Source organism: Flexivirga aerilata, assembly GCF_013002715.1.
Lineage (GTDB): Bacteria > Actinomycetota > Actinomycetes > Actinomycetales > Dermatophilaceae > Flexivirga > Flexivirga aerilata.
Genome location: NZ_JABENB010000002.1, coordinates 366,116 through 384,097, shown reverse-complemented (window position 1 = coordinate 384,097; position 17,982 = coordinate 366,116). Strand labels below are relative to the sequence as shown.

The window sequence follows — 17,982 nt, the reverse complement described above, 5'->3', positions numbered from 1 at the left end:
CTCATGGCGTCATGCACCGGGCATCGGACGCTCAACCATTTCATTCCAAGGAGATTCACCGTGGCTGCCACCTGCGACGTCTGCGGCAAGGGACCCGGCTTCGGTCACAACATCTCGCACTCACACCGCCGCACCAAGCGCCGTTGGAACCCCAACATCCAGCGTGTCCGTGCGCTGGTCGGCGAGGCGGGCGTGACCCCGAAGCGGATCAACGTCTGCACCTCCTGCCTCAAGGCGGGCAAGGTCAAGCGCTGACGCGTTCTCGACGCATCTTCGAAGCGGGTCGCCCCTCACCGGGGCGGCCCGCTTTCGTATGCCGCCACTCGCGAACGGCAAACACCCCCGCGCGTCTCGTGAGCGACAGTGACGCCTGCGTCACTGTCGCTCACGAGACGACCGCGGGGGTGACGCCTCATGAGGGCACTACTTGTGCAGGTTGGGGTTCTCCATCTCGGCCGCCGCCTTCTCCCGGGCGAGCTCCTGCTCGTCGACCACGATCGGTCGCAGGTAGGCCCAGGCCGCCATACAAACGGCGAAGACGAACATGCCGAGGCCGCACCAGAGGTTCAAGTTGAAGTTGTCCGCGCGCTGCTTGTCGGCCTCGGTGAAGTTGACCAGGCCCATGATGAACAGCACCACGCCGTAGATGCCCATCAACGCGGCGATGATGTTGCGCACGTCGAACAGGCCCGCGGTGTGCCGCTGGGAGCCAGTTTTCGTCGTCATATCTCTCAGCTCCTGTGCGTCAGTGGAAGATCACGTTGAGGGCGATGACCATGACCAGCGAGACGCCGGCCAGCTTCACCGGGGACAGCCACCAGTGTGCGACGGCCTCCTCGGCGTGGTCCTCCTTGGGCGTCACCGACTTGACCAGGCCGCGCAGCTCCGAGTCGGGTTTGGGCACCGTGAAGGCGGTCACCACGACGCTCACCAGGATGTCGATCACGAAGGCGGCACCGGCGCACACGAAGCTCGCGCCCTGACCGGACAACCCGATCCAGCCCTGGGACGCACCACCGAGCGCGTCCTCGGAGGCGATGCCGACCAGCACCGCACCGAGCGTTCCGGCCACCAGACCGGTCCAACCGGCGGTCGGGGTCATCCGCTTCCAGAACATGCCGAGGATGAACGTCGCGAACAGCGGCGCGTTGAAGAAGCCGAACAACGTCTGCAGGTAGTTCATGACGTTGCTGTACTGGCTGGCGAAGGCCGAGGTGCCGACCGCGAGGACCGTCGCGACGATGGTCGCGATACGGCCGAAGCTCAGGTAGTACTTGTCGTCGCGGTCCTTGACCACGTAGGTCTGCCAGATGTCGTAGGACATGACCGTGTTGAACGCCGAGATGTTGGCCGCCATACCGGCCATGAAGGCGGCGAGCATGCCGGCGATCGCGACACCGAGCAGACCGTTGGGCAGCAGGTCGCGCATCAAGAAGAGCAGGGCGTTGTTGTAGTCCTTCTCGCCCGAGCCGGAAAAGGCACCGAGGCCGGCGGCCGCCATACCCGGAATGATGATGATGAACGGGATGAACATCTTGGGGAAGGTGCCGATGATCGGCGCCCGCCGCGCGGAGTTCATGTCCTTGCTCACCATCGCGCGCTGGACCTCCACGAAGTTGGTGGTCCAGTAACCGAAGGACAGCACGAAGCCGAGCCCGAAGACGATGCCGACCACCGACAGGAACGCGCTGTCGAAGTTGGTCAGCCCCTGACCGGGCCAGGACTTCATCGGGTCGTGCGCGTAGCTCATCGAGTGCAACTTGTCGGACAGGCCGTTCCAGCCGCCGATCTTGTGCATCGCGATCAGCGTCAGCGGCAGCAGCGCCGCGACGATCACGAAGAACTGCAGCACCTCGTTGTAGATCGCCGCCGACAGCCCGCCGAGGGTGATGTACGACAGCACGATGATCGCGGCGATGACCGTGGAAATCCAGATGTTCCAGCCGAACAGGGTGTTCACGATGGTCGCGAGCAGGTAGAGGTTGATGCCCGCGATCAGCACCTGGGCGACGGCGAAACTGATCGCGTTGACCAGGTGTGCCGCCGAGCCGAACCGGCGGAACATGAACTCCGGCACGCTGCGCACGCCGGACCCGTAGTAGAAGGGCATCATCACCACGGCGAGGAAGAGCATCGCCGGGATCGCGCCGATCCAGTAGTAGTGGAAGGTCGCCATGCCGATCTGCGCGCCGCTGGCCGACATACCCATGATCTCGGTGGCGCCCAGGTTTGCGGAGATGAACGCCAGACCGGTGATCCAGGCCGGCAGTGACCGGCCGGACAGGAAGAAGTCGACGCTGCTGGAAACCTGGCGCCGGGCGATGAGCCCGATGCCGAGGACGAAGACGAAGTAGAGCGCGATGAGGAAGTAGTCGATCGGACCGGCGTCCAACCTCAACGCGGAGGAATCCATGTGCATGGTCGACCTCGGGCTTTCTACACGTGAGCTTTGATGGAGCGACGTGACACGCTACACACGCCCGGTGTTGACCCTACCGCCGCCCCTACACAATCGAACGTCGAAACGCGTGTGGCCCTGTGTAATTCACCGGAAACGCGCGCCGAAGTGATCCCAGCCACCGCCGGTTTGGGGAACTTTTCCGAGTGTCACACCGTCTCCGGGCAGCACCGACCCGATCGTGCGCCAGCCGGCCGGCACGCCCTCCGGCGGGAACGTCGCGAGCAGCGCGTGCTCCTCTCCCCCGGCCAGCACGCACTCCCGGGCCGCGTCGGGACCCACAGCGGGCGCGAGCATCTCGATGTCCGGCGCCAACGCGTCGACGTCGAGGTCGAGGCGCACGCCGCTCGCCCGGGCTATCCGGCCGGCGTCCCGCACCAGGCCGTCGGAGACGTCCAGCATCGACGTGGCACCGGCTCGGGCGGCCACCGGTCCTTGCTTGTATGGCGCACGCGGGCGGCGTTGCGCCAGCACGAGATCCGACGCCACCGGCCCCGCCTCCGGTGCATCTCCTGAATCCCGTTGGAGCAGAAGCAATCCCGCAGCAGCATGGCCAAGCGTGCCGCACACCGCAATGACGTCGCCCACCTGCGCGCCGGACCGGAGCACCGGTGACACGCCGTCCAGCTCGCCCAGCGCGGTGACCGAGACCGCACGCACCCCAGGCGGTGCCGATGACAGATCCCCGCCCAGCACAACGGTTTTCGCGGCAGTTGCGGCCTCGTCGACGCCGGCGTTGAAGTCGAGCACCCACTGCAGCGGCGTCGCCGGGTCGGCGATCAGGGTCACGAGGAGGCCGGTGCAGCGGCCACCCATCGCCGCGATGTCGGCGACGTTCTGCACCACGATCTTGTGCCCGACGTCCGACCCGGTCGACCACTCGTCCAGCCAGTCGCGGCCGAGCACCATCGTGTCGGTCGTCGCGATCACGGCACCCGTGCGCACCTGCAGCAGCGCGGCGTCGTCCCCCGGCCCGACGAGCACGTCGTCGCTGGTCGCGAAGCGGGGAAGGGTCTGCGCCAGCAGACCGTCCTCGTCCAGGTCGGCGAGTGTGCGAGGTGCGCAATCGCCAGTCATACGTCCAATCCCGCCCTTCGTTCGTTCCGCGACAGCACCGCACGGTAGCGTGCGCACGAGCATGGCGACGGCGCCGCGCTCGTGCGTCGCCCGCGACGCACTCCAGCCAGTCTCGGGAGATCCTGATGGTCCAGGCCTACATCCTCATTCAGGCAGACCTCGGCAAGGCGACCGCGGTCGCCGCCGCGGTGCGTGAGATCCCCGGTGTGTTGTCCTCCGAGGACGTCACCGGCCCCTACGACGTGATCGCGCGCGCCGAGGCGCCGACCCTCGACGAGCTCGGGTCGCTGGTGATCGCCAAGATCCAGGACGCGCCCGGCATCATGCGCACGCTCACGTGCACCGTCGTCCACCCTTAATGCGGCTGATGCGCCGCGCCGCGGCGGCCACCGGCGCGGTCGGCGTCACTCTCGCGCTGGCCGCCTGCGGTGGTGGCGGAGAGAAGGCGGTCGACGCCGCACCTGCCGATCAGGCGTCGAACCCGTTGTGCACCAAGGTTTCCCAGCACTGGCCGGCAACCGTTTCGAGTGAGAAGCAGCGCAAGGTCACGACCGACTCGCCGACCGTGCGGGCGTGGGGCGATCCGGCGATCATCGCGCGGTGCGGGGTCACCTCCCCCGGCCCGACCACCGACAAGTGCGTCAGCGCCGACAACATCGACTGGGTGGCGACGCCGCTGTCCGACGGCACCCGCTACGTCACCTACGGCCGGAGCCCGGCCATCGAGCTGCTGGTGCCGACCAAATACGGCGGCTGGCCGCTCGCGGCGTTTTCCGGTGCTGCATCGCAGATCCCCCAGGGCTCACACCACTGCAGTTGAGCCGTTGCAACTGAGCCGAAACCCTGCGGCTCAACGCAGCCCGGTGCGCCGCTCCATCGCCAGCGTGATGAGCTCGGTGATCAGGGACGGGTAGTCGAACCCGGTCTCGGCCCAGATGCGCGGGAACATCGAGCTCGGCGTGAAACCGGGCATCGTGTTGATCTCGTTGAGCATCAACCGCCCGTCGGTGGTGTAGAACCAGTCGACCCGGGCAAGGCCCTCACACCCCGCGGCGTCGAACGCCTTGATCGACAACTCGCGGATCTCGTCGGCGACGCTCTTCGGCAGGTCGGCCGGGCAGGTGAGCTGCGCGTCGTCATCGAGATACTTCGCCTCGAAGTCGTAGAACGTATGGCGGTCGCCGGTCACGGTGATCTCGCCGATCTCGCTGGCTCGCGGCCGATCCGCGCCGCGCCCCTCCAGGACGCCGCACTCGACCTCGCGGCCGTCGATCGCGGCCTCCACCAGCACCTTCGGGTCCGACTCGCGCGCCTGCTCGATCGCCGCCTCGAGGTCGGCCGGGTCGTCCACCCGCACGACGCCGACGCTGGAGCCGGCGCGGGCCGGCTTGACGAAGACCGGCATGCCGAGCGCGGCGATCGGGTCGAGCGCGGCCGCCTTGTCGCGGCGCCACTCCTTGTCGGTGATCACGACATAGCGCCCGACCGGCAGGCCCGCGGCCGTGAAGACCACCTTCATCAGCGCCTTGTCCATCATCACCGCGGAGGCGGCGACGCCGGAGCCGACGTAGCGGGTGTCGGCGAGCTCGAGCATGCCCTGCAGCGTGCCGTCCTCGCCGAACGGGCCGTGCAGCAGCGGGAAGACGACGTCGACGGTGGTGAGCCGGCGCGGCGGCTCGTCGGGCGGGAAGACCATGAGCTCGCGGTTGCCCGGGTCCGCCGGGATCAGCGCGGTGGTGTCGCCCTGCACGCTCGGGGTGTGCTCGGCGGTCAGCTGCAACGGCTCGGGGTCGTCGGCCATGAGCAACCAGCGGCCGTCCTGCGCGATGCCGATCGGGACGACGTCGAAGCGATCTCGGTCGATCGCCCGCAGCACACTCGCGGCGGTGGAGCAGGAGACCGCGTGCTCGCTCGACCGTCCACCGAAAACAATTGCGACGACCGGCTTTCGGCCGGCGTCCTCGATCTTCTCGGCCTTCTCGGGCTGGTTGCTGGTGCTCATCACGAAGGAGCGTAACGGAGTCCGGCGCTCACCTTGCGAACGCCGACGGCCGGACGCAGCCCGGCGTGCCAGGGTGAACGCATGGCAGATGACACCGCACACTCCCCGGCCACCCGGCTGGTCGGTCTCGGCCGGCCGGCACGACAGCCGGGTGCCCCGGTGAGCCCACCGGTGGAGCTGAGCTCGACGTTCGTGGCAGACGGCCCGGTCAACTACGGCCGGTCCGGCAACGCCACCTGGACGGCGTTCGAGGACGTCCTCGGTGCGCTGGAGGGCGGACGGGCTCTCGCCTTCGCCAGCGGTATGGCGGCGATCAGTGCCGCCATGTCGCTGACCCCGCAGGGGGGCACCGTCGTGCTGCCGGAGCACGTCTACAACGGCTCGTCCTCACTGCTGACCTCGCAGGAGGAGCAGGGCCGCTTGCGCACGCGCCGGGTCGACCCGACCGACACCGCCGCGGTGGTCGCCGCGCTTGACGGCGCGGACGTGCTCTGGATGGAGTCACCGACCAATCCGATGCTGGAGGTCGGTGACCTGCCCGCGATCCTCACCGCCGCCCGCAGCAAGGGCGTGCTGAGCATCGTCGACAACACCTTCAACACCCCACTGCTGGCCCAACCGCTGTCGCTCGGCGCGGACGTCGTGGTGCACTCGGTGACGAAATTCCTGGCCGGTCACTCCGACGTGCTGCTCGGCGCCGCCGTCACCGCCAACGACGAGCTCTACGAACGCCTTTCGCTGCACCGCGTGATGTATGGCGCCATCCCCGGCCCGCACGAGACCTGGCTGGCGCTGCGCGGCATGCGCACGCTGCACGTGCGCCTCGAGCGCTCGTGCGCCAACGCGGCCGAGCTCGCGCGCCGGCTGGCCGATCATCCCCAGGTCGCGGACGTGCGCTACCCCGGCTTCGGAGCGGTCATCGCGGTCGAGCCCGTCGGTGGCCGCGCGGCCACCGAGGCCGTCGAGCAGCGCGTGCGGGTGTGGCTGCCGGCCACCAGCCTCGGCGGGGTCGAGTCGCTGCTCGAACGCCGCCGGCGCCACCCCGGAGAGCCCGAGACCGTGCCCGACGCTCTGCTGCGGCTGTCCGTCGGCATCGAGGACGTCGAGGACCTCTGGCGCGACCTGGACCAGGCGCTGCGCGGCTGACCGGCTCCACCTGGGCGCCGGATCCGCCGCTGCCAGAACGCGGTTGAACCGACGAGGTCAGTGAGCCCAGAGACCTCAGTGACCCTCGTGCTTGCGGGCGCGGGACATCAGCGCACCGACCACGTCACGCGGGCTGCGTCCCTCGTGCACGACGGCAGCGACGTTCTCGACGATCGGCACGTCGACGCCGGCACCCTGCGCGAGCTGCAGGATGGATTCGCACGACTTCACGCCCTCGGCGGTCTGGGTCGTGCTCGCGGTGACCTCGGCCAGCGTCATCCCCGAGCCGAGCTTGTAGCCGAACGTGCGGTTGCGCGACAACGGCGACGCACAGGTCGCCACCAGGTCACCGACGCCCGCGAGCCCGAGGAAGGTCTGCGGGTCTGCGCCCAAAGCCGTTCCGAGCCGGGCGGTCTCGGCGAGCCCACGGGTGAGCAGGCTCGCCATGGTGTTGTCGCCCATCCCCATGCCCGAGGCCATGCCGACCGCGAGCGCGATGACGTTCTTGGTCGCGCCGGCGATCTCGGTGCCGACGACGTCGTTGCCGAGGTAGGGGCGGAAGTAGCCGGTGGCGCTGGCCTCCGCGACCCGTGCGCGGGCCCGGGGGCTGGCCGATGCGACGACCGCCGCGGCCGGCTGCTGCGCGGCGATCTCGTGGGCGAGATTGGGCCCCGACACCACCACGATGCGATCGGGGTCCACTCCCCCGGCGTCGGCGATGACCTCGCTCATGCGTTCGCCGGTGCCGAGCTCGATGCCCTTCATCAGCGACACGACGGGGGCGTCGGCGGGCAGTTGTTCCCGCCATACGGCGAGGTTGTCGCGCAAGCTCTGGGAGGGCACCGCCAGCACGACGATCTCGGCGTCGGCGAGCGCCTCGGCTGAGTCGCTGGTCGCCGAAATCCCTTCGGGGACGGTGAGTTCGGGCAGATAGGCGGAGTTGACCCTGGTGCGGTTGATCTCGTCGGCCACCTCGGCACGGCGGGCCCAGAGCCGGACCGTGCAGCCCGCGTCGGCCATCACCGCAGCGTAGGCCGTGCCCCAGTTGCCGCCGCCGAGGACCGCGACGCGGGTCATCGCGCGCGACCCTCGCCGTGGCCGCGTGCGGCCTTCTCCGTGCGCGGATCGAAACGGTGGTCGGGGGCCTTGGCGCCCCGAATGCCTTCCAGGAGACCGGTGATGTCCTCCATCAGCCGATCGGTCGCCACCCGCAGCGATTTGCCGTCGACGGGCCCGCCGCGCAGGTCGTCGAGGTCGACCGCGGGGCCGGCGCTGACGCTGACCTTCTTCGGCGGCCAGATCCGCGGCAGCTTGTCCTTGTAGGGCCACATGATGTCGCGCGTGCCCCACATCGCCATCGGGATCAGCGGCACGCCGGTCTCCAGCGCAAGCCGTGCCGCGCCGGATTTGCCGACCATCGGCCAGAAGTCGGGCTCACGGGTGATCGTGCCCTCGGGATAGACGCACACGCAGGCGCCGCGCTCGAGCGCCTCCTCGGCCGCCGACAGCGCCGACGTCGCCTTGGTGGTGCCCCGGTAGACCGGGATCTGCCCGGTGCCCCACATGATCTGCTTCACGCCCGGCGGTTTGAACAATGACGACTTGGCCAGGTAGTGCGGCGCCCGTCCGGCGTCGACCAGGAAGTGCGCCAGCGGGAAGTGGTCCATGTTGGAGGTGTGGTTGGACGCGACCACGAATCCGCCCGTCGCCGGGATGTTCTCCATGCCGGTCCACTCGCGGACGGTGATGCGCTGCATCACCGGGTACAGGGTCGCAATGACCTTGGAATACATCGGTTCGATGTGTTCGCTCATCGGTGGCCGAGACACGGATCGAGTCTCCTTCGCTCTGGGTCGTCCGGTGAGCCGAGGCGTCGTGCGGCTCACCGGCTATCTAAACCGAGACCGGCCGCAGTTGCGACCGAACCGCCGCGAGTGACCGCAGGCCGGTCTGAGAACATCTTGCCCGTGAACTCCCCTGCGACGTCGACCTGGCACGTGATTGTGCCGGTCAAGCACAGCGCGCACGGCAAGTCGCGGCTGCACCCTCCGCCGGGGGTGCGCCGCAGCGATCTCGCGCTCGCGATCGCGCTGGACACGCTGCACGTGGTGCTGGAGGTCGTCGAGCCGGCGCAGGTGATCGTCGTGACCGAGGACGCCGAGGTGCGCCTGCAGATGCAGGACCGCGGAGCACACGTCCTGCCGGATCCGGGTCGCGGCCTCAACCCCGCGATCGCCGCCGGCATCGACCGGGTCCGCCGCGAGGCCGCCGGCACGCCGGCGGCGGTGCTGCTCGGCGACCTGCCGGCGCTCACGGCAGACGAACTCCGCGACGGCCTCGCGGCGTGCGCCGCGACCGAGGCGGCCGTCGTGCCCGACCGCGACGGCACCGGCACGGTGCTGCTCACCCACCACGACGCGGGCCGGCTGGTGCCGCGCTTCGGCACCGGGTCGGCGGCCCGGCATGCGCGCACCGCGACCGTGCTGCAACCCGAACTGCCCCGGCTGCGCACCGATGTCGACGACGACAAGGCTCTGCGGGAGGCGGTCTCGCTCGGCGTCGGCCCGTGGACGCGGCGGGTGCTGGACCTGCCGGCGGCCGCCGGCGCGTAGGGCGCCGTCGCCGGGCCGCGGGCGCGGCGACCACCAGAAGCATTGAGCAACACCAGAAGCACTGGGGAGCACTGGGAGCACTAGGGTCGTGCCCATGCAGGCAACGGTTCACGAATTCGACCACGACTCCGGGGAGGGGTCGGTGCTGACCGACAACGGCCGGGTGCTTCCCTTCTCGCACACGGTTTTTGCCGCCTCGGAGCTGCGGCACCTGCGCGTCGGCCAGCGGGTGAGCATCGAGGTCGGTTCCTCGGGCGTCAGCCGCCTCTGGATCGTCGGCATCGGCTCGGGCCAGCGCATTCGCTGACCCGAAAGCCTCTGCGACAACGCAATTCGGCCCGCCCTGTCGTATGACGGGGCGGGCCGAAACGCGTGCGGACGTCAGCGACGCGCGGTCTTCTTCGCCGTGGTCTTCTTGGCGGTCGTCTTCTTGGCGGGGGCCTTCTTCGCCGGAGCCTTCTTGGCGACGGTCTTCTTGGCCGTGGTCTTCTTCGCGGCAGCCGTCGTGGCCTTCTTCGCCGTGGTCTTCTTCGCGGCGGTCGTCTTGGAGGCCGCCTGCTTGGCGGTGGTCTTCTTGGCGGCCGCGGTCTTGGTCGTCGCCTTCTTGGCCGTGGCCTTCTTCGCGGTCGTCTTCTTGGCCGCCGCCTTCTTGGTGGTGGTCTTCTTGGCCGGAGTGCCGGCCGCCGAGGCGCGACCACCGGCGTTGCCGGTCTTCGGCAGCGAACGCGGGTCTGCGACAACGGACTTGAACGCGGTGCCGGGCTTGAACTTCGGCACGGCGGTCTTCTTGATGCGCACGGTCGTGCCGGTGCGCGGGTTGCGGCCGGTGCGAGCCGCACGCGAGATCTTCTCGAAGGTGCCGAAGCCGGTGATGCCGACCTTGTTGCCCTTGGCAACCTCGCGGATGATCGCATCCACGACAGCCTCGAGTGCGTCGCTGGCGGCCTTCTTGCTGCCCAGGCGAGATTCGAGGCTCTCGATGAGCTCTGCCTTGTTCATGGGTCGTGTCCCCTTCAAAGGTGCGGCCGGCACGTGCCGGGCGGCTGGTTTGCATACCTCGAGCTTCTTGCACTCGATTGAGACAGACGGTATGCCCAGGACGCCCGGTCGGCAACCAACAACGCGCGGAATTTGCCTAAGGCACAACAGCTTTGGGAGGTCCGGGCACTGCGTCGGTCGGGCGCAGCCACCGCCGGGGCGCGATCGCGGGCAGGATGCCCCGCCATACCACAGAATCCCGAATGCCTTTATCGCACAATGAAATTCGCGTGGGTCACCCCGGAGGGTGGCCCACGCGAATCAGCGGGATCGAGTCTGGCTCAGGCCGGTTCGACCGCCGGTTTCCAATCCGGACGGCTGGATTCGAAATTTGTGATCTCGTCAGCGTGTCGAAGGGTCAAACTCACGTCGTCGAGCCCTTCGAGCAGCCGCCAGCGCGTGTAGTCGTCCACCTCGAAGGCGAAGACGTGCTCGCCGGCGGTGACCGTGCGCTCCTCGAGATCGACCGTCAGCTGCATGCCCGGCTCGTTCTCGAGCAGCTTCCAGATGAGCTCGATGTCCTCCTGCCGCAGCTGCGCGGTCAGCAGGCCGGACTTGCCCGAGTTGCCCCGGAAGATGTCGGCGAAGCGCGACGACAGCACGACCCGGAAGCCGTAGTCCATCAGCGCCCACACCGCGTGCTCGCGCGACGACCCGGTGCCGAAGTCGGGACCGGCGACCAGCACCGAACCCTGAGCGAAATCAGGGTTGTTCAGCACGAAGGTGTCGTCGTTGCGCCAGGCGGAGAAGAGCCCGTCCTCGAAGCCGGTGCGGGTGACGCGCTTGAGGTAGACGGCCGGGATGATCTGGTCGGTGTCGACGTTGCTGCGGCGCAGCGGCACCCCGACGCCGGTGTGCTTGCTGAACTGCTCCATGGCGAAAGTCCTCTCGGGTGGCGGGGTCTAGTTGGACAGGTCGGCCGGGCTGGACAGCGTGCCGCGGATCGCGGTCGCCGCCGCCACCAGCGGGCTCACCAGGTGGGTGCGGCCGCCCTTGCCCTGCCGCCCCTCGAAGTTGCGGTTGGAAGTGGACGCACTGCGCTCCCCCGGCGACAGCTGGTCGGGGTTCATGCCGAGACACATCGAGCAACCGGCGAGCCGCCATTCGGCACCGGCATCGGTGAACACCTTGTCCAGGCCTTCGGATTCGGCCTGCAGCCGGACCTTGGCCGAGCCGGGCACGACGAGCATCCGCACGCTGCCGGCCACCTTGCGGCCCTTGACGATCTCGGCCGCAGCCCGCAGGTCCTCGATGCGGCCGTTGGTGCAGGAGCCGAGGAAGACCGTGTCGACGCTGATGTCGCGCAGCGGTGCGCCCGGCGTCAGGCCCATATATTCGATCGCGCGCTCGGCCGCGGTGCGCTCACCGTCGTCCGAAAGCATCTCGGGGTCAGGGACATTCGCCGACAGCGGCAGTCCTTGGCCGGGGTTGGTCCCCCAGGTGACGTAGGGCGAGAGCTGCGACGCGTCGATGTCGATCTCCGCGTCGTAGGTCGCGTCGTCGTCGGTCGCCAGCTCGCGCCACGCGGCGACGGCGGCGTCCCAGTCGGCACCCTCCGGCGCGTAGTCTCGGCCCTTCAGATAGTCGAAGGTGGTGTCGTCGGGGGCGATCATCCCGGCGCGTGCGCCGGCCTCGATCGACATGTTGCACACCGTCATCCGCGCTTCCATCGACAGCGCGCGGATCGCCTCGCCGCGATACTCGAGCACGTAGCCCTGGCCGCCGCCGGTGCCGATCTCGGCGATGACGGCCAGGATGATGTCCTTCGCCGTGACGCCCTCGGGCAGTGCGCCGTCGACGTTGATCGCCATGGTCCTGAACGGCTTCAACGGCAGCGTCTGGGTGGCGAGCACGTGCTCGACCTCGCTGGTGCCGATGCCGAACGCGAGGGCGCCGAAGGCGCCGTGCGTGGAGGTGTGGCTGTCACCGCAGACGATCGTCATACCGGGCTGGGTCAGGCCCAGCTGCGGACCGATGATGTGCACGATGCCCTGCTCGGCGTCGCCCATCGGGAAGAGCTTCACGCCGAAGTCGGCGCAGTTCTTCCGCATCGTCTCCACCTGCGTCAGGCTGACCGGGTCGACGATCGGCCCCGGCGTGGTGGGCACGTTGTGGTCCTCGGTCGCAAGGGTGAGGTCCGGCCGGCGCACACTGCGGCCGGCGAGCCGGAGCCCGTCGAACGCCTGCGGGCTGGTGACTTCGTGCAGCAGGTGCAGGTCGATGTAGAGCAGATCCGGTTCGCCCTCGGCATGCCGGACGACGTGTTGCTCCCAGACCTTCTCCGCCAACGTGCGCCCCACGATGGGCCTCCTTCACGAATGTTCTTCTCGCCCCTTGCGTCCTCAGCGTGACTCGCCGATTTTGCGGAAGGACTTGCGTCTCGCGGAATGAGACTGCAATATCAGTGCATGGACAACTCTAGCGGAGTCGGCGTTCTCGACAAGGCCGCAGTCGTGCTGTCCGCCCTCGAGGCGGGTCCGTCGACACTTGCCCAGCTGGTGGCACACACCGGCCTGGCCCGTCCCACGGCGCACCGCCTGGCGGTCGCCCTGGAGCACCACCGGCTGGTGGCCCGCGACATGCAGGGGCGCTTCATCCTCGGCCCGCGCCTGGCCGAACTCGCCTCCGCCGCCGGCGAGGACCGCCTGCTCGCCGCCGCCGGTCCGGTGCTCGGCGCCCTGCGCGATCACTGCGGTGAGAGCGCCCAGTTGTTCCGCCGTCAGGGCGACCAGCGCATCTGCGTCGCCGCCGCCGACCGCCCCATGGGCCTGCGCGACTCCATCCCGGTCGGCGCCACCCTGTCGATGCAGGCCGGCTCCGCGGCACAGATCCTGCTGGCGTGGGAGGAGCCGGACCGGCTGCACCGGGGCCTGCAGGGCGCGAAGTTCACCGCGACCATGCTGTCGGCGGTCCGCCGGCGCGGCTGGTCGCAGAGCGTGAGCGAGCGCGAGCAGGGCGTCGCGTCGGTGTCCGCACCGGTGCGCAGCCCCTCCGGTCGGGTCATCGCCGCGGTGTCCATCTCCGGGCCGATCGAGCGCGTCTCACGCCAGCCCGGCCGCCTGCACGCCGCCACCGTGGTCGCCGGCGCCAACAAGCTCACCGAGGTGCTGGCGCGCGCCCACGCCGCCACCCAGCAGCCGCGTCAGACCGAAACCGCCTGAGCCTGCTGCGGATCGGCGGTGCGCCGCCGGACGACTCGCTCCAGAATCCCCAGCGTGCCGCGCAGCGCCGCCTGCGACACGACCGGGAAGATGCCGCTGGTCCGCCACTCGGCACTGGCCGTCGACCAGTCGTAGACCGACGTGACGGTGGTGCCGCCGTCGACGGGCTCGAGCCGGTAGCCGAAGGTGTGCCCGATGCCCGGCCGCACGGTGCCGAGCACCGACCAACTGATCGCCCGATCCGCCTCGAAGGTCTCGATGGTGACGGTCACGTCATACCTGCCCATCGGCAGGTCACCGAGCGCCTCCCGGTCCATGTGGACGACGAAGGAGTCGCCCGCCCGTGTCACCGGCTTCCCCTCCGCGTCCTGGAGCATGCCGCTGGCGTCGATGTCGACGTGCCCCATCGGGTCGGTCAGCACCGCGAAGATCTGCTCTGCCGCGAACGGGATGAAGCGCGCGACCTCCAGCCGCTCGCCGGCGTCGGTGGTCCCGGTGCTGTCCATGCCCGCTCCTCGATCGGATAGTGCGACTCCCCATTATTGGCGAGTCGCACTATCCAATGTCAAGATCGACCGCATGCGCATCTCCCAGCTCTCCGACGCGACCGGCGTGCCGGTGCCGACGCTGAAGTTCTACCTGCGCGAAGGGCTCCTGCATCCCGGCGAGCAGACCAGCCGCACCCAGGCGCGGTATGACGAGAGCCACGCCGAGCGGGTCCGCCTGATCCGGGCACTGAGCGAAGCGGGTGGGCTGAGCCTCGCGCGGGTGCGTCAGGTGCTCGACGCACTGGGCGACCCGCCATCCAGCCGGCACCACCTGCTCGGTGCGGCACAGGACGCGTTGACGCCGGACGGGACCACATGCGACCCCGAATGGTCAGCTTTCGCAAGGGGATTCGTCGATCGACGCGGCTGGCAGATCCGCGACGACGAACCACTCATCGACCTGCTGGGCGGGCAGCTGCACGCCCTCGCCGAGGCCGGCATCGAGGTCGACGACGGGGCGCCGCTCATGGCCTGGGCGGATGCCGCCGAGTCGATCGCGGATGCCGACCTGTCGACGGTCCCGGACGACCCGGCCGCGGCGCTGCGCCAGGTCGTCGTCGGGACGGTGCTCACCGACCCGGTGCTCGCCACCCTGCGGCGCCTCGCCCAACAGCACCGCAGCGCAACGCTTTTCGAGGAGAAGTAGACCTCACGCCGCCGGAGCCAGGGACGCGACGTAGCCCTGCGCGACGTCCGCCGACAGACCGTGCGTCTCCTCCAGCCCGCGCACGATGGTCTCGGCATACGCGAGGCTCGGCGGATTCTCCACCGGGCGATGCCCTGGCGGGAAGGTGAAGGTGACCACCGGCTGCGACCCGTATTCGTCGACCACGAGCAGCCGTTCGTATCTGCCGGGTCCCGCGACGAGGGAGCCGTGCCGCACCAGGAGGTCCAGATCGAGGTCGGCTCCCGGCTGCCGGTGCATCTCCTGCGCCCAGATGTCGGCGAGCTGGTCGGCCCCGACCCGGTAGGCCGTCACCAACGCGCGCCCCGATGCGTCGGGGTCGTAGAAGGCGACTCCCCCGCCCCAGGTGGGCGACTGCCAGCCGAAGAAGACGGCGCCGGGCAGCTCCAGGGGCACGCGCTCGTCCGGTGGGGTCGTGTCCCGGCAGCCGGGGTAGTCACGCGTCGCCCCGGCGGGCCGGCCGCCGCCGAGGTAGCAGGCCAGTCGCTCCGGCGAGATGTTCGATCCGTACGCGGCGTACCAGAGTCGATCGGTCATCGGCCGATGATCGCACCCGGGTGCACAACGCAGAACGGCCCCCGATCCTTGGACAAGGATCGGGGGCCGTCTTTTTTCAAACGTGACCCCAGCGGGATTCGAACCCGCGTTACCGCCGTGAGAGGGCGGCGTACTAGGCCGCTATACGATGGGGCCGCGGCTGGCAGAACATTACCGGTTCCAGTGCGTTCTGCCCAATCGGGTGATTGCTCACCGATTGGCTGGGGTACCAGGACTCGAACCTAGACTAACTGAACCAGAATCAGTCGTGCTGCCAATTACACCATACCCCAAGGGGGTATCACTCCGCGCTTGCCGGTAGCGGCCGTGCGAGGTGAACCGAGGAGAAACCTTACCGGGCAGGTGCCGTCCGGCCCAAATCGAGCACCGCCACACCGTCGGGCGTCGGCCGCAGCTGGTCCAGTCCCGTGATCAACGGCACATCGCCCGGCGCCTGCGCGTCCGGGATCGCGGCGTCGGGCGCCTGTCCGACCTCGGTATGACGGGGCCGGCGCAGCCAGATCGGCTGCAGCCCGGCGCGGGCCGGGCCGAGCACGTCCGCTTCGTACTCGTCGCCGATGTATGCCGTGCGCGACGGGTCGCTGCCGAGCGCGGCGACGGCGTGCCGGAAGACCGCAGGGTCCGGCTTGCCGACGCCGAGCGTGTCCCGGGTGACGACCGGTCCCAGCCGCCCTTCGAGCCCGAGAGCCGCGAGCTTCGACTGCGTCGCCGCCGCCGACGAATTGGTCAACGCGCCGAAGCGCAGGCCGGCCGCGGCGCAGGCGTCGAGGAACGGCAGCACGTCGTCGTAGACCCGCTGACGCGCCAGGAAGGCCGGCCGGAACGCCGTCTCGTAGCTGTCGATCGCGCCATCGGGCAGCGAACGCCCTTGTGTCGCAGCGACTTCGGCGAGGCGTGCCGCGCGCATCTCCTCGAAGTCGAGCTCGCCCGCGGTGTAGCGCTTGAAGAAGCCGCCGGGGTCACTGCGGAAGCGGCGGGCCGCGGCCTGCCGCCATACGTCCGACTCGTCCGGCCAGACCGCGGCCATCGCCACCTCGCCGGCGCCGATCATCGCCGCCGTGGTGTCGAGCAGCGTGTCGTCGATGTCCACCAACACCGCGTGGACGCCCAACGTCACGCTCACAGCGAGTCGCGCAGCGCCTGCAGCCGTCGCATCGTGGAGGCCTTGCCGAGGATCTCCATCGACTCGAAGAGCGGCGGTGAGATGCGCTGCCCGGAGATCGCGGTGCGGATGGGCCCGAACGCCAGCCGCGGCTTGATGCCGAGGCCGTCGACGATCGCGGCGCGCAGCGCCTCCTCGAGGCGGTCGGCGGTCCACTCGCGCCCGGAACCGTCCGGGTTGCCGATGGCGCCGCTGATCGGCTCGAGCGCGGCGATCGCCGCATCCAGCACCTGAGGAGCGCTCTCCTTCAACTGCTTTCGCGCGTCATCGGCTATCTCGAGCTTGTCGTCGTCGACGAAGAACGGTGCCACCAGCGGGGTGGCCTCGGTCAGCAGGTTGATGCGCGTCTGGATCAGCGGCACGATCGCGCCCAGCCGGCCGAACTGCGGCAACGACGGGTTCTCCGGGAGCACGCCGTCACGCTGCAGGAAGGGCAGCAACCGCGCCGTGAGGTCCTGCTCGGACAACTCGCGGATGTAATGCGCGTTGAGCCAGTTGAGTTTGTCGAGGTTGAACACCGCACCCGCCGGGTTGATCTTGTGCCAGGCAAAATTCTTGCTGAACTCCTCGAAGCTGAAGACCTCCCGCTCGGACGCATCGTCCTCGATGATCGGCGGGTGGCCTTGCAGCGCAAGGAAATTGACGAGCGCTTCCGGCACGTAGCCCTCGTCCTTGAACCAGGTGAGCTTGGCCCACGGGCTCTTGCGCTTGGAGATCTTCGCCTTCTTCTCGTCCCGCAGCAGCGGGATGTGCGCAAACTCCGGGGCCTGCCAGCCGAGCCAGGTGAAGAGCAGCAGGTGCTTGGGCGTGGACGAGATCCACTCCTGCCCGCGCACCACGTGCGTGATCTCCATCAGGTGGTCGTCGACCACGACGGCCAGGTGGTAGGTCGGGTAGCCGTCGGCCTTCACGATCACCTGGTCGTCCGGCTTCGGCGCCTTGGTGCGGCCCATGATCAGGTCGTCGAACTCCAGCGGCACGTCGTCCGGGATCAGCATGCGCACCACCGGGGTCTCGGTGAATCCCGGGAGTTTGGAGCGCTCTTCGCGCGTCATGCCGAGGCACATCCGGTCGTAGCCGGTGGGCTGCTTGGTCTTCTGCTGCATCTCGCGCATCTCGGCGAGGCGCTCGCTGGAGCACCAGCACAGGTAGGCGTGACCGTCGGCGAGCAGCTGCTCGGCATACGGCTTGTAGGTCTCGAGCCGCTCGGACTGCTTGTAGGGCGCGAACGGCCCGCCCTTGTCGGGGCCCTCGTCCCAGCCCAGCCCGAGCCAGTGCAGCGTGTCGTAGAGCTGCTGCTCGCTGTCGGCCTGGAACCGCGTCCGGTCGGTGTCCTCGATGCGCAGGATGAAGCTGCCACCCTGCTGCCGGGCGAACGCCAGGTCGAAGATCGAGACGTATGCCGTGCCGACGTGCGGGTCGCCGGTGGGCGACGGCGCGACGCGCAGGCGGGGCTTGCGGGCGGGTGCGGGCGTAGCGGTGCTCATGATGGGCACGATGCTAGCCGTGCGGCGACGGAGGGGGCCGACGGACGG

21 protein-coding genes and 2 tRNA genes are annotated in these 17,982 nt (G+C 69.2%); 8 read left to right on the top strand and 15 right to left on the bottom strand.

Annotation, left to right across the window (positions count from 1 at the left end):
• Positions 1-60 precede the first annotated feature (60 nt).
• A complete protein-coding gene (rpmB, locus tag HJ588_RS13670; protein ID WP_171156463.1) occupies positions 61-255 on the top strand; it encodes a 50S ribosomal protein L28 in 195 nt (64 codons plus the stop codon).
• Positions 256-423: 168 nt separating this feature from the next.
• Here rpmB and HJ588_RS13665 read toward each other — a convergent pair whose 3' ends face one another.
• The 3 genes from HJ588_RS13665 to thiL all read right to left on the bottom strand — a co-directional run bounded on the left by HJ588_RS13665 (position 424) and on the right by thiL (position 3,535).
• The gene (locus HJ588_RS13665) at positions 424-726 is read right to left on the bottom strand and encodes a hypothetical protein (RefSeq protein ID WP_171156461.1); all 303 of its coding nucleotides are present in this window, start codon (positions 724-726) and stop codon (positions 424-426) included.
• A gap of 19 nt (positions 727-745) precedes the next feature.
• Positions 746-2,413: a sodium:solute symporter family protein gene (locus tag HJ588_RS13660; protein ID WP_171156458.1), complete on the bottom strand. Its 1,668-nt coding sequence runs from the start codon at positions 2,411-2,413 to the stop codon at positions 746-748.
• 132 nt (positions 2,414-2,545) lie between these two features.
• Positions 2,546-3,535: a thiamine-phosphate kinase gene (gene thiL, locus HJ588_RS13655; protein ID WP_171156456.1), complete on the bottom strand. Its 990-nt coding sequence runs from the start codon at positions 3,533-3,535 to the stop codon at positions 2,546-2,548.
• A gap of 125 nt (positions 3,536-3,660) precedes the next feature.
• Here thiL and HJ588_RS13650 point away from each other — a divergent pair, with 125 nt between their 5' ends.
• Both HJ588_RS13650 and HJ588_RS13645 read left to right on the top strand, forming a co-directional pair.
• A complete protein-coding gene (locus tag HJ588_RS13650) occupies positions 3,661-3,894 on the top strand; it encodes an Lrp/AsnC family transcriptional regulator (RefSeq protein WP_171156454.1) in 234 nt (77 codons plus the stop codon).
• Between the two features lie 8 nt (positions 3,895-3,902).
• The gene (locus tag HJ588_RS13645) at positions 3,903-4,355 is read left to right on the top strand and encodes a DUF3515 domain-containing protein (RefSeq protein WP_171156452.1); all 453 of its coding nucleotides are present in this window, start codon (positions 3,903-3,905) and stop codon (positions 4,353-4,355) included.
• Between the two features lie 30 nt (positions 4,356-4,385).
• Here HJ588_RS13645 and HJ588_RS13640 read toward each other — a convergent pair whose 3' ends face one another.
• Positions 4,386-5,537, bottom strand: a complete 1,152-nt coding sequence (locus tag HJ588_RS13640; RefSeq protein WP_171156450.1) for a D-alanine--D-alanine ligase family protein — start codon at positions 5,535-5,537, stop codon at positions 4,386-4,388.
• An 81-nt stretch (positions 5,538-5,618) separates the two neighbouring features.
• Between HJ588_RS13640 and HJ588_RS13635 the strand changes: the two genes are divergently transcribed.
• Positions 5,619-6,683, top strand: coding sequence for a trans-sulfuration enzyme family protein (locus HJ588_RS13635; RefSeq protein WP_171156448.1), 1,065 nt, complete (start codon positions 5,619-5,621; stop codon positions 6,681-6,683).
• Positions 6,684-6,758: 75 nt separating this feature from the next.
• Here HJ588_RS13635 and HJ588_RS13630 read toward each other — a convergent pair whose 3' ends face one another.
• Both HJ588_RS13630 and HJ588_RS13625 read right to left on the bottom strand, forming a co-directional pair.
• Positions 6,759-7,760 carry an NAD(P)H-dependent glycerol-3-phosphate dehydrogenase gene (locus HJ588_RS13630; RefSeq protein WP_171156446.1) on the bottom strand — a complete coding sequence of 334 codons (1,002 nt, stop codon included), beginning with the start codon at positions 7,758-7,760 and terminating at the stop codon, positions 6,759-6,761.
• Positions 7,757-8,512 carry a lysophospholipid acyltransferase family protein gene (locus tag HJ588_RS13625; RefSeq protein WP_343036726.1) on the bottom strand — a complete coding sequence of 252 codons (756 nt, stop codon included), beginning with the start codon at positions 8,510-8,512 and terminating at the stop codon, positions 7,757-7,759. Before HJ588_RS13625 ends, HJ588_RS13630 begins: the two co-directional genes overlap by 4 nt.
• Positions 8,513-8,650: 138 nt before the next feature.
• Between HJ588_RS13625 and cofC the strand changes: the two genes are divergently transcribed.
• Positions 8,651-9,295, top strand: coding sequence for a 2-phospho-L-lactate guanylyltransferase (cofC, locus tag HJ588_RS13620; protein ID WP_171156444.1), 645 nt, complete (start codon positions 8,651-8,653; stop codon positions 9,293-9,295).
• Between the two features lie 94 nt (positions 9,296-9,389).
• Complete coding sequence (locus HJ588_RS13615) at positions 9,390-9,602, top strand: hypothetical protein (RefSeq protein ID WP_171156442.1); 213 nt, start codon at positions 9,390-9,392, stop codon at positions 9,600-9,602.
• A gap of 74 nt (positions 9,603-9,676) precedes the next feature.
• On the opposite strand, the gene HJ588_RS13610 is transcribed toward HJ588_RS13615, so the two are convergent.
• The 3 genes from HJ588_RS13610 to leuC all read right to left on the bottom strand — a co-directional run bounded on the left by HJ588_RS13610 (position 9,677) and on the right by leuC (position 12,633).
• The gene (locus tag HJ588_RS13610; RefSeq protein ID WP_171156440.1) at positions 9,677-10,294 is read right to left on the bottom strand and encodes an HU family DNA-binding protein; all 618 of its coding nucleotides are present in this window, start codon (positions 10,292-10,294) and stop codon (positions 9,677-9,679) included.
• 320 nt (positions 10,295-10,614) lie between these two features.
• Positions 10,615-11,208, bottom strand: coding sequence for a 3-isopropylmalate dehydratase small subunit (gene leuD, locus HJ588_RS13605; protein ID WP_171156437.1), 594 nt, complete (start codon positions 11,206-11,208; stop codon positions 10,615-10,617).
• 27 nt (positions 11,209-11,235) lie between these two features.
• A complete protein-coding gene (leuC, locus tag HJ588_RS13600; protein ID WP_171156435.1) occupies positions 11,236-12,633 on the bottom strand; it encodes a 3-isopropylmalate dehydratase large subunit in 1,398 nt (465 codons plus the stop codon).
• Between the two features lie 108 nt (positions 12,634-12,741).
• Here leuC and HJ588_RS13595 point away from each other — a divergent pair, with 108 nt between their 5' ends.
• Complete coding sequence (locus tag HJ588_RS13595) at positions 12,742-13,494, top strand: IclR family transcriptional regulator (RefSeq protein ID WP_171156433.1); 753 nt, start codon at positions 12,742-12,744, stop codon at positions 13,492-13,494.
• Here the strand turns inward: HJ588_RS13595 and HJ588_RS13590 are convergent.
• On the bottom strand, positions 13,476-14,000 hold the full coding sequence (locus HJ588_RS13590) for an SRPBCC family protein (RefSeq protein ID WP_171156430.1): 525 nt from the start codon (positions 13,998-14,000) through the stop codon (positions 13,476-13,478). The two genes, HJ588_RS13595 and HJ588_RS13590, sit on opposite strands and share 19 nt — an antisense overlap.
• A 73-nt stretch (positions 14,001-14,073) precedes the next feature.
• Between HJ588_RS13590 and HJ588_RS13585 the strand changes: the two genes are divergently transcribed.
• Positions 14,074-14,688 (top strand): MerR family transcriptional regulator, encoded by a 615-nt coding sequence (locus HJ588_RS13585; RefSeq protein WP_171156427.1) that lies wholly within the window; start codon positions 14,074-14,076, stop codon positions 14,686-14,688.
• A gap of 3 nt (positions 14,689-14,691) precedes the next feature.
• On the opposite strand, the gene HJ588_RS13580 is transcribed toward HJ588_RS13585, so the two are convergent.
• The 5 genes from HJ588_RS13580 to gltX all read right to left on the bottom strand — a co-directional run bounded on the left by HJ588_RS13580 (position 14,692) and on the right by gltX (position 17,934).
• Positions 14,692-15,264, bottom strand: a complete 573-nt coding sequence (locus HJ588_RS13580) for a histone deacetylase (RefSeq protein ID WP_171156425.1) — start codon at positions 15,262-15,264, stop codon at positions 14,692-14,694.
• Positions 15,265-15,347: 83 nt separating this feature from the next.
• A tRNA-Glu gene (locus tag HJ588_RS13575) sits at positions 15,348-15,420 on the bottom strand.
• Between the two features lie 62 nt (positions 15,421-15,482).
• Positions 15,483-15,557, bottom strand: a tRNA-Gln gene (locus tag HJ588_RS13570).
• A gap of 59 nt (positions 15,558-15,616) precedes the next feature.
• A complete protein-coding gene (locus HJ588_RS13565) occupies positions 15,617-16,402 on the bottom strand; it encodes an HAD-IA family hydrolase (protein WP_171156423.1) in 786 nt (261 codons plus the stop codon).
• Between the two features lie 2 nt (positions 16,403-16,404).
• Entirely contained in the window at positions 16,405-17,934 is a 1,530-nt protein-coding gene (gene gltX, locus HJ588_RS13560) for a glutamate--tRNA ligase (RefSeq protein WP_171156421.1), read from the bottom strand.
• Between the last annotated feature and the right edge of the window lie 48 nt (positions 17,935-17,982).